This window comes from Pseudomonas sp. RL (assembly GCF_000647775.1).
Classification (GTDB): domain Bacteria; phylum Pseudomonadota; class Gammaproteobacteria; order Pseudomonadales; family Pseudomonadaceae; genus Serpens; species Serpens flexibilis.
In genome coordinates this window covers 1-11,022 of the sequence record NZ_JBOY01000104.1, presented here as the reverse complement: position 1 = coordinate 11,022, position 11,022 = coordinate 1, and the positions used below count along the sequence as shown (strand labels likewise).

The window sequence follows — 11,022 nt, the reverse complement described above, 5'->3', positions numbered from 1 at the left end:
TCAGTCCCAGTCGCTCGCCGCCACTGAGCCCCGGATCGCGCCCGGCGTGCGCGAGAAGCGCGGCGCCGGGGCGGCATGCAGCACGCCGTCGATGTCGCGGTACACGCCACGCTGGCGCATGTGCGGATGCCGCGCGGCCTCGGCCAGGGTCAGTACCGGGGCGAAACAGGCGTCGCTGCCTTCCAGCAGCGCGCACCACTCGGCCTGCGTCTTGCCGGCGAACAATTCGGCGAGCTGGCGGCCCTGTTCGGGCCAGTCGGTCGGGTCGGCGCAGCCGGCGAGCAGCTCCGCCGGCGCCTCGATGCGCCGCAGCAGCTCGGCCAGAAACTGCGGCTCCAGCGGGCCGATGGCGATCTCGCGGCCGTCGGCGCAGCGGTAGCAGCGGTAATGCGGGGCGGCGCCGCCCAGCAGGTTGCGTTCGCGCTCCAGGGAAATCCTGCCGCCGGGCAGCAGGCCGGCGAAGAAGCTCATCATCGAGGACACGCCGTCGACGATGGCTGCATCGACCACCTGACCCTGGCCCGAGCGTTCGCGCTCCCACAGCGCGGCGAGGATGCCGAACGCCAGGTACAGCGAGCCGCCGCCGAAGTCGCCGACCAGGTTGAGCGGCGGAGTCGCCGGCCCGCCGGGCGTGCCGATGGCGGCCAGCGCGCCGCTGAGGGCCAGGTAGTTGATGTCATGCCCGGCGCTGTGGGCCAGCGGGCCGTCCTGGCCCCAGCCGGTCATGCGCCCGTACACCAGGCGCGGATTGCGCGCGTGCATCGGCTGCGGGCCGAGCCCGAGGCGTTCCATCACGCCGGGGCGGAAGCCCTCGATCAGCACATCGGCGTTCTCGGCCAGCGCCAGGCAGCGCTCGCGCCCGGCATCGCTACGGATATCCAGGGTCAGCCGCTTGCGACCGCGATCGACCACCGGATTGGGCCAGCCGTTGCCGCCCTCGCGCTCGATGCGCAGCACCTCGGCGCCGAGGTCGGCGAGCAGCATGGCGCAATGCGGGCCGGGGCCGATGCCGGCGAATTCCAGTACGCGCAGGCCGCGCAGCGGGCCTTGGCGAGGGGTGTCCGGCATGGCGTGCTCCCGGTTTCAGGTTATCCGTAGGGTGGATGTCGCTTTCCACATCCACCACGTCGCCGCTACAGGCTCGCCGCGCTCGTTTCACCGGTCTCCAGATCGAGCAGGTACGCGCGATAGCGGTCGCGCAGCCGCTTCTTGTCGATCTTGCCGGTGGCGGTGAGCGGCACCGTGTCGATGATCACCGCGTCCGGCATCCACCATTTGACGATGTGCGGCTCCAGGTGGCCGAGCACCGTGGTGACGCAGATCTCCACGCCGTCGTGGGGCTCGATGATCAGCACCGGGCGTTCCTCCCACTTGGGATGGGTGACGCCGACCACCGCGGCGATGCGCACGCCCGGGCAGCCCACGGCGATGTTCTCGATGTCGATGGAGCTGATCCATTCGCCGCCGGACTTGATCACGTCCTTGCTGCGGTCGGTGATGCGCATGAAGCCGTTGGCGTCCAGGGTGGCGATGTCGCCGGTGTTGAACCAGCCGTCCGCGTCCAGCGCGCTGGTTTCGCTGCGGAAGTAGCGCTCCACCGTCCAGGGACCGCGCACCAGCAGGTTGCCGGAACTGACGCCGTCATGGGGCAGCTCGCGGCCCGACTCGTCGACGATCTTCAGCTCGATGCCGAACTGCAGGCGCCCCTGGCGCGTCCAGATCACCTCATCGGCGGCGGCCTGGCCCAGCGCCTCGAGCTTCGGCGTCGGCGTGGCGACCACGCCCAGCGGGCTGGTCTCGGTCATGCCCCACAGCTGGCGCACGCTCACCCCGTAGCGGGTCTGGAATTTCTGCGCCATGACCCTGGGCACCGCCGAACCGCCGATCACCAGGCGCTCCAGCTTGCCGGCGTCTTCCCCGGTGCGTTCCAGGTAGTCCAGGTACATGGTCCAGATGGTCGGCACGCCGCCGGAGAAGGTTACACCCTCGTTCTGGATCAGCTCCTGCAGGCTGGCGCCATCCATCTTGTCGCACGGCAGGACAAACTTGCAGCCGTTGATGGCCGCGGTGAAGGGCACGCCCCAGGCGGTGCCGTGATACAGCGAGGAGCAGGGCATGATGCAGTCGAACGCCGAGAAGCCGAAGGCGCCGCTGAGCCCCGCCGCCATGGCGTGCAGGACGATGGAGCGGTGGCTGTAGAGCACGCCCTTCGGGTGCCCGGTGGTACCGGAGGTGTAGCAGAGGATGGCGCCGGCGTTCTCGTCGAACTGCGGCCAGGCGGTGAGCGGCGGCGCGTCGGCGATCAGCGTTTCATAGCTCAGCGCGCCGACCGCGCCCGGCTCGGTGCGCTGCGCATCGGACAGCATGATGAAGGTGTGGATGCGCTCCAGCTTCGGGCGCAGGCGTTCGACCAGGGCCAGGAAGTTGCGGTCGAACAGCAGCACGCCGCTGCCGGCGTGGTTGAGCGTATAGATGATCTGCTCGTCGGACAGCCGCGGATTGGCGGTGTGCAGCACGGCGCCGATGCCGGGCACGGCGAAGAACAGCTCGAAGTGACGGTGGGTGTTCCAGGCCAGGGAGGAGACCATGTCGCCGGCCCGCACGCCGATGCGGTGCAGCATCGAGGCGGCCTGGCCGGCGCGTCTGGCCAGGCCCGCGTAGTCGTAGCGCCACAGGGGTTCGTCGACCAGCCGCGAGACGATTTCCCGGTCGCCGTGGGCCATGGCGGCGTGGGTGAGGATGGCGCTGAGCATCAGCGGGGTCTGTTGCATCGTTCCAGTAAGCATCGTCGTCGTCCTTATTGTTGTTGTCTCGGATGCGGCCCCGATGCCCGGGGCCGACGCGGAGCGGACCGGCCGCCCGTGCGCGTGCAGATCGAAGCCGTCGTTCCTCCCTGTCTCCAGCGGCGCCGTGCCTAGACGCCGTAGTTGCGCAGCTCGCGGGCGATCAGCAGGCGCTGGATCTCGCTGGTGCCCTCGTAGATCTGCGTGATGCGCGCGTCGCGGTAGTAGCGTTCCACCGGGTAGTCCTCCAGGTAGCCGTAGCCGCCATGGATCTGCATGGCCTTGGAGCAGACGTACTCGGCCATTTCCGAGGCGAACAGCTTGGCCTGCGAGGCTTCCGACAGGCACGGCCGTTCGGCGCTGCGCAACCGCGCGGCGTGCAGGATCAGCAGGCGCGCGGCGTTGATCCGGGTGTGCATGTCGGCCAGCAGGTTGGCGACGCTCTGGTGCTCAATGATCGGCTTGTCGAACTGGATGCGCTCGCGGGCATAGACCAGCGCCGCTTCGAAGGCGGCCCGGGCGATGCCCAGCGCCTGGGCGGCGATGCCGATGCGCCCGCCCTCCAGGTTGGACAGCGCGATGGCCAGGCCCTTGCCGCGCGGGCCGAGCAGGTTGGCGGCCGGCACCCGGCAGTCGCGCAACGTCACGCCGCAGGTGTCGGAGGCGCGGATGCCCATCTTGTGCTCGGTGCGGTCGACGATGAAGCCGGGCGTGTCGGTGGGCACCAGAAAGGCCGACAGGCCCTTCTTGCCCAGCTCCGGATCGGTGACGGCAAACACGACGGCGATCTTCGCCCGCTTGCCGTTGCTGACGAACTGCTTGGTGCCGTTGAGTACCCAGTCGCCGTTGTCCAGCACCGCGCGGGTGCGCAGGTTGTGCGCCTCGGAGCCGGCCTGCGGCTCGGTGAGGGCGAAGCAGCCGATGGCGCGACCGCTGGCCAGCTCCGGCAGCCAGGTGTCCTGCTGCTCGGGCGTGCCGTAGTTGAGGATGGGGCCGCAGCCCACCGAGCTGTGGACGGACATCAGCGTGCCCAGGGCGCCGTCGCCGGCGGAGATTTCCTCCACCGCGAGGGCGTAGGCGACGTAGTCGATATAGCTGCCGCCCCAGCGCTCGGGGACGATCATGCCGAGCAGACCCAGCTCGCCCAGTTTGGCCACCGTGGCGTCGTCGATCCAGGCGGCCTTTTCCCAGGCCTGGGCGTTCGGCGCGATCTCGGCGCGGGTGAAGTCGCGCGCCAGGTCGCGGATCATGCGCTGCTCTTCGGTCAGTTCGATGTCATGCATGGGGCTGATCCTCGTTCAGGCGCCGGCAAAGAAAGCGGCAATGCGTTGGGGGGTCACCTCGGCCAGTGTCGGCGGGTTCCAGTTCGGGTTCTTGTCCTTGTCGACGATCAGCGCGCGGATGCCTTCGATGATGTCGCCCCGGTCGAACCACTGGCGGCCCAGCTGCAGCTCCAGGCGAAAGCACTCGGCCAGCGACAGCGCGCGACCGCGCCGGAGCATTTCCAGGGTGACGCTGACGGCCAGCGGCGAACGGCTGTCGATCACCTGCAGGGTGTGCGCCGCCCAGTCACGGTAGGCGTCACGGCTTTCGCTCGCCAGGGACGCGCGGATGGCGGCGATGCTGTCGTGGGCGAAGTGCTGCTCGATGGCCGGCAACAGAGCGCTGAAGGAGGGATCCGGCAGCTCCTGGCTGCCCAGCTCGGCGAGCAGGGCGGTCAGCACCAGGGTGGCCGGCATGCTCCAGTCCTGCTCGTCCAGGCGCCGTTCCAGTTCGGCGAAGCGCGCCTCGGGCAGGCAGTAATCGGCGAGTCCGGCATACAGTGCATCGGCGCAGTCGACCTGGTTGCCGGTCACGCCCAGGTAGATGCCGAGGTTGCCGCGCAGGCGCGACAGGAAGTAGCTGGCGCCCACGTCCGGGAAATAGCCGATGGCTGTTTCCGGCATGCCCATGCGCGTGCGTTCGCCAATCACCCGCAGCGCCGCGCCCTGCACCAGCCCCATGCCGCCGCCGAGCACGAAGCCGTGCATCAACGCCAGCAGCGGCTTGGCGTAGGCGTGGATGTACTGGTCCAGCGCGTACTCCTCGACGAAGAAATCCCGGTGCAGGCGTTCGCCATTGCGGTAGCTGTCGTACAGCGAGCGGATGTCGCCGCCGGCGCAGAAGGCCTTCTCCCCCGCGCCGCGCAGCACCACGGCGACCACCTGCGGATCGTCCGCCCAGGCTTGCAGCTGGCGATGCAGGATGCGCACCATCGGCAGCGTCAGCGCGTTCAGCCCGGCGGGGCGGTTGAGGGTCAGATAGCCGACGCGGTTGCGCAGCTCGACGAGGATCGGAGCGTCCTGGCTCATGTCGCGTCCTCCGGGCGGTACAGGCGGATGATCGCCGAGAAGTCCAGCGCCCCCTGGCCGCGCAGGCTGCTGGCCTGGTAGAGCTGCTGGGCGAGCGCGCCGAGGATCACCGGCTGGCGCACCTGCTTGGCCGCCTCGCTGGCCAGGCCGAGGTCCTTGAGCATCAGGTCGGTGCCGAAGCCGCCGCTGTAGCCGCGCGACGCCGGGCCGTTCTCCAGCACGCCGGGGAACGGGTTGTTGACCTCCGAGCTCCAGCAGCGGCCGCTGGAGGAATTGATCACCCCGGCCAGCACCTTGGCGTCCATGCCCAGCGCCACGCCCAGCGACATGGCCTCGGCGACGCCGATCATCGAGATGCCCAGCAGCATGTTGTTGGCGACCTTGGCCACCTGGCCGTTGCCGCTGGCGCCGCAGTGGACGATGTTCCTGCCCATCGCCGAGAGGATCGGCTGGGCCTGCTGGAACTGCGCCTCGCTGCCGCCGACCATGAAGGTCAGGGTAGCGGCCGCGGCGCCGACGGTGCCGCCGGACACCGGCGCATCGACCATCGGATTGCCGTTGCGGGCAGCGGCGGCGGCCACTTCACGGGCGCTCATCGGGTCGATGGTGGAGGAGTCGATCAGCAGCACCCCGGCCGGTACATGGGCCAGCAGCCCGTCATCGCCGAGGTAGACCTGCCGCACCTGCGCGGCGGCCGGCAGCATGGTGATGATCGCCTCGACACCCGCCCGGGCGATCTCGACGGGAGAGGCGGCCGGCTGCGCGCCGGCTTCCACCAGCCCGGCCACCGCCGCAGCGGAAAGGTCATAGACGCTGAGCCGATGGCCAGCCTTGAGCAGGTTGCGAGCCATCGGCCCGCCCATGTTGCCGAGTCCGAGAAAACCGATATGCATGGCCGTGTTCCTTGTTGTTGTTGGCGGCGAGTGCAGCGGCGCCGGCGCACAGGCGGGGCGCCGCTGTCGGTCATTTCAGCGTGATGGTGGTGTTCACCGCGCCGCCGACTTCGTTCTCGTCGAACCAGCGCTGGGTCACCGTCTTGGTCTGCGTGTAGAACTGCACCGCCTGCTTGCCGTAGGGCCCGAGGTCGCCGAGCTTGGAGGCGCGCGAGCCGCTGAAGGAGAACATCGGCGCCGGCACCGGGATCGGCACGTTGATGCCGACCTGGCCGACGTCGATCTCTTCCTGGAAGTGCCGCGCCGCCGCGCCGGAGCGGGTGAACAGCGCCGTGCCGTTGCCGTTGGGGTTGGCGTTGACCAGCGCGATGGCCTCATCGAGGCTGGCGGCCTGCATCACGCAGAGCACCGGGCCGAAGATTTCCTCGCGGTAGATGTCCATCGTGGCGGTGACCCCGGAGAAGATCGTCGGCGCAATGAAATTGCCCTGCGGGTAGCCGGCCACCTGCGGCTGGCGGCCATCCAGCACCAGTTCGGCGCCTTCGCCGATGCCACGCTCGATCAGCGCGCCGATGCGCTCCAGCGCCGCGCGGGACACCACCGGGCCGACGTCGGTGCCGCCCTCGACACCGGCATTCACCTTCAGGGTCCTGGCCTTGGCCACCAGATCCGGCAGCCAGTCCTGCGCCTCGCCGACCAGGATCACCACCGACAGCGCCATGCAGCGCTGGCCGGCCGCGCCGAAGGCGGCGCCGACCAGGTTGTTGAGGGTCTGCTCCTTGTGCGCATCGGGCAGCACGATGCCGTGGTTCTTCGCGCCCATCATGCACTGCACGCGCTTGCCGGCCTGGCTGGCGCGGTTGTAGACGTGGGTGCCGACCCTGGTCGAGCCGACGAACGAGACGGCCTTGATATCCGGGTGATCGCAGATCAGGTTCACCGCGTCGGCGCCGCCATGGATGACGTTGAGCACGCCCGGCGGCACGCCGGCCTCCAGGGCCAGCTCGGCGAGGCGCATGGTGACCATCGGGTCCTGCTCGGACGGCTTGAGCACGAAGGTGTTGCCGGTGGCGATGGCCATCGGAAACATCCACAGCGGAATCATTGCCGGGAAGTTGAATGGCGTGATGCCGGCGCACACGCCCAGCGGCTGCTGCAGGGTATAGGTGTCCACGCCGCCGGCCACGTTGTTGGCCAGCTCACCCAGCTGCAGGTTGCCGATGCCGGCGGCATGCTCGACCACCTCCAGGCCGCGGAACACATCGCCCTCGGCATCCGGCAGGGTCTTGCCCTGCTCGGCGGTGAGGATCGCCGCCAGCTCCTGCATGTGCTCGCGGATCAACTGCTGATACTTGAGGAAGATCCGCGCCCGCGCGCCGATCGGCGTCTTGCGCCAGGTCTTGAAGGCCTCCTTGGCGCTGGCGACCGCCGCGTTCATCTCCGCCTCGGTGGCGAAGGGCACCCGCGCCAGCACCTCCTGCGTGGCCGGATTGACGACATCGCGCCAGTGACTGGTGGACGACTCGACCAGCTTGCCGCCGATCAGGAGTTTGACGGTTGGAATGACACTGGGCTGGGGCATGGGCTGTCCGTCCTGAAGATTTTGTTATGGGATGGGTGTGAGCCTTTGACTTGATCCTAGGGTGCAGAATTGCCGACATCAATGTGGGTTGGTGCATAGGGGGTGTGCGGAAATGCACGATGGGCGATAGAGCGATGCCTCTGGTGGGGGGATCGCAGCTCAACCGCATGTCGCCCTTTACCCGTACATGAAGACACGCATAAGGTGGCGATCTCATGGCAGATCGTGGCACCCAAGGGATGGTTTCTACCGCTGCAGCCTTCCAATGCTCTGCCTCCCTATCCAAGCTGCGGGCTGAAGCCTGGCAGTCAGCTTTTTCGGAGTGTTTAGGTGAGCAGTACCGAGGCCTATTACAACCGCCACGCCCAGCAATTCGTCGACGACACGCTGCACGTCGACATGCGCAGCCTTTACGTGCCCTTCCTTGCCGGGTTGCCGGTTAATGCCCGTATTCTCGATGCTGGTTGCGGCTCCGGCCGCGATGCCCGGGCGTTTCAGAAGCAGGGCTATCAGGTCAGCGCCTTCGATGCCAGCGAACAATTGGCCAGCCGTGCCAGCCAACTGCTGGGCTTCACCGTTCCGGTAAAGCGCTTCGATGAGGTTGAGGAGATCGAACGCTATGACGGCATCTGGGCCTGCGCCAGCTTGCTGCACGTGCCCGAACGCCAATTGCCAGAGGCCTTTGCGCGCCTGTGGCGGGCGCTCAAGCCTGGCGGATTGCTGTATTGCAGCTTCAAATGGGGGCAGGGCGAACGCCAACACCATGGCCGCCACTTCACCGATGCGGATGAAACACGCATTGGCGTGTGGACCCGGACGCTTCCCAGCCTGAGTCGCACGACCTGTTGGCTGACTCCGGACCAGCGGCCGGGCCGGGATGAACAGTGGCTGAACGTCCTGCTGCATAAGGCCGCCAGCAAACTGGTGACCGGCGGCGACGACAATCCCTTCCTGCCGTACCTGTGCGCCGCCATTCACCAAGCGCACCGGGTCGACATGGCGGTGGCCTTCATCAAGACCACCGGCCTGCGTCTGTTATTGCCCGACCTGCTGGAATCGCTGCAGCGCAACGAGGCGGCGCTGCCTTCCGCGCAGGTGCGCATCCTGACTAGCGATTATCTGGACGTCACCGACCCGGAGGCCTTGCGCCTACTAATGCTGCTGGCCGAGCAGGGCGCGCAGGTGCGCATCTACCAGAGCGCTGGCAGCAGTTTTCATCTCAAGGCCTACCTGTTCAGCGGGCTGGACTGGGGGCGCGCGTTTATTGGCTCCAGCAATATCAGCCGGCAGGCGCTGCAGCAGGGACTGGAGTGGAACTATCGAATCAATTACCCCGGTGACGATGGCTATCTGGAGGCCTGCCGGCGTTTCGATGAACTGTTCGAACACCCGCGTTGCATCACGCTGAGCGATGCGTGGATCGACGCCTATGAGCGGCGGCGCATCAAGCCTGTGCAGCAGATCGAGCCGGGCAGCACCGAACATGAACCCCCGCCGGTGCCTAGCAAGGTGCAGCAGGAAGCGCTGCACGCGCTACGCGCTACCCGTGAGCAAGGCTATATGCGTGGGCTGGTGGTGTTGGCTACGGGCTTAGGTAAAACCTGGCTGGCCGCCTTCGACGTCAAGCAAATGGGCGCGCGTCGCGTGCTGTTCGTTGCCCACCGCGAGGAAATCCTCAATCAGGCGGCGGCGACCTTCACGCGCATTCAGCCCTCGGCGCGGGTCGGCTTCTATCGCGGCCAGCAGCGCGACAGTCAGGTCGACGTCCTGTGCGCGTCGGTGCAAACGCTCGGCAAGCTCGAGCACTTGGAGCGCTTCAGGCCTCAACACTTCGATTACATCGTGGTCGACGAATTTCACCACGCCTCGGCGCCGACCTATCACCGCCTGCTGCAGCATTTCGTACCTGCATTCCTGCTTGGCCTGACCGCGACGCCAGATCGCACCGACAACGCCAATATTCTTGCGCTGTGCGATGACAACCTGGTCTACGAAAGCGATCTGTTTAGCGGCGTGAGCGAGAGGCTGCTGGTGCCGTTCCACTACTACGGCATCTTCGACAGTGACGTGGATTACCAGGGCATTCCGTGGCGCAACGGCCGCTTCGATCCCGAGCTTTTGGCCAACAAACTGGCCACCCTCGGCCGCGCCCGGCATGCACTGAGCCAGTGGCGCTTGCATGCGCAAGCGCGCACCTTGGCGTTTTGCGTCTCCACCCGGCACGCCGATTACATGGCCGAGCATTTCCGCAAAGAAGGCATCCGTGCGGCGGCGGTGTACGCGGACTCGCATTTGTCGCGGGGCGAAGCGCTGGAGCAATTACGCGCTGGGGAGTTGCAGGTGCTGTTCTCCGTCGACCTGTTCAACGAAGGCGTCGACTTGCCGGTGATTGATACGGTGATGATGCTGCGTCCCACCGAATCGAAAATCCTCTTTCTGCAACAACTCGGGCGCGGTCTGCGCAAGGCTGAGGGCAAGGACAAACTGGTGGTGCTGGATTTCGTCGCCAACCACCAGAGCTTCCTGCACAAGCCAATGGCGTTGATGAACCAGAGCATGAACCGCCGCCAATTGGCCGAGTTCGCCCGTCAGGCGGAACAGGGTCGACTGGAGTTGCCGGAAGGCTGCTTCGTGAACTACGACCTGCGCTTTATCGATTTCCTCAAGTCGCTGGACAGCGATAGCCTGCAAACCGACTACCGCAGCCTGCGCGATACCTTGGGCCGGCGGCCCAGCCTGACGGAGTTCTATCGTTCGGGCGCCAGCCTACAAGACATGCGCCGCCAGTTTGGACATTGGTTCGCCCTGGTGGCCGCCGAGGAAAGCGAACTGTCGGAAGCAGAGCGCACGATCATCGGCAAGCATGGTGACTTCCTGCGCGAGCTGGAAACCACCGCCATGACCAAGAGCTACAAGATGGTCTTGCTGGAGGCATTTCTGGAACTGGATGGCTGGCGCGAGGCGGTCAGCCTGAAGCGGCTGGCCGAACGTTCCTGGCAGGTGCTGCAGCGCCGTCGCCCGTTGCTCGGCGATCTGCCCGACGACTATCAAGGCATGAGTGGGGCGCCCGGCGATTGGTTGGCCTATTGGAAAAAGAATCCAATCAGCGCCTGGAGCGGTGGCCGCTATTTCAGCGTTGAAGAGGGACTGTTTATCGGCAATGTCCCGGTCGAGGAGGCGGCGATAGCGCCGCTGAGTGAGCTGGTACAAGAACTGGTGGATTATCGCCTGACTACCTATGCGGCCCGCGCCAGCCTGCCGAGCGCCACTGTGCATCCATTGTCGAGCCGCCCGGAACAGGTGGAGCTGGCCTATTTCCCCAGCCTGCAAATCGCCTGCGGCCACTTCCGTACTAGCCGTGCCGATTACGAGGAATACCGCTCGATCGGCAGGGCCTACGGCAACCTGGACCC

At 66.9% G+C, this 11,022-nt stretch carries 7 protein-coding genes; 1 reads left to right on the top strand and 6 read right to left on the bottom strand.

Going from position 1 to position 11,022, the window contains the following annotated elements; all coding sequences use genetic code 11:
* The 6 genes from AS93_RS0115035 to AS93_RS0115010 form a co-directional block, all read right to left on the bottom strand.
* Positions 1-1,068 carry a CaiB/BaiF CoA-transferase family protein gene (locus AS93_RS0115035; RefSeq protein ID WP_027591377.1) on the bottom strand — a complete coding sequence of 356 codons (1,068 nt, stop codon included), beginning with the start codon at positions 1,066-1,068 and terminating at the stop codon, positions 1-3.
* Positions 1,069-1,133: 65 nt separating this feature from the next.
* Complete coding sequence (locus AS93_RS0115030; protein ID WP_037009512.1) at positions 1,134-2,771, bottom strand: long-chain fatty acid--CoA ligase; 1,638 nt, start codon at positions 2,769-2,771, stop codon at positions 1,134-1,136.
* Positions 2,772-2,914: 143 nt separating this feature from the next.
* A complete protein-coding gene (locus tag AS93_RS0115025) occupies positions 2,915-4,066 on the bottom strand; it encodes an acyl-CoA dehydrogenase family protein (RefSeq protein WP_027591375.1) in 1,152 nt (383 codons plus the stop codon).
* A gap of 15 nt (positions 4,067-4,081) precedes the next feature.
* Positions 4,082-5,134 carry an enoyl-CoA hydratase/isomerase family protein gene (locus AS93_RS0115020; protein WP_027591374.1) on the bottom strand — a complete coding sequence of 351 codons (1,053 nt, stop codon included), beginning with the start codon at positions 5,132-5,134 and terminating at the stop codon, positions 4,082-4,084.
* The gene (mmsB, locus tag AS93_RS0115015) at positions 5,131-6,027 is read right to left on the bottom strand and encodes a 3-hydroxyisobutyrate dehydrogenase (protein ID WP_027591373.1); all 897 of its coding nucleotides are present in this window, start codon (positions 6,025-6,027) and stop codon (positions 5,131-5,133) included. The genes AS93_RS0115020 and mmsB overlap by 4 nt, the downstream gene beginning before the upstream one ends.
* A 70-nt stretch (positions 6,028-6,097) precedes the next feature.
* Positions 6,098-7,609 (bottom strand): CoA-acylating methylmalonate-semialdehyde dehydrogenase, encoded by a 1,512-nt coding sequence (locus tag AS93_RS0115010; protein WP_027591372.1) that lies wholly within the window; start codon positions 7,607-7,609, stop codon positions 6,098-6,100.
* Positions 7,610-7,939: 330 nt separating this feature from the next.
* On the opposite strand from AS93_RS0115010, the gene AS93_RS0115005 reads away from it, so the two are divergent.
* A partial coding sequence (locus tag AS93_RS0115005) for a DEAD/DEAH box helicase family protein (protein WP_027591371.1) occupies positions 7,940-11,022 on the top strand: 3,083 nt, incomplete at its 3' end.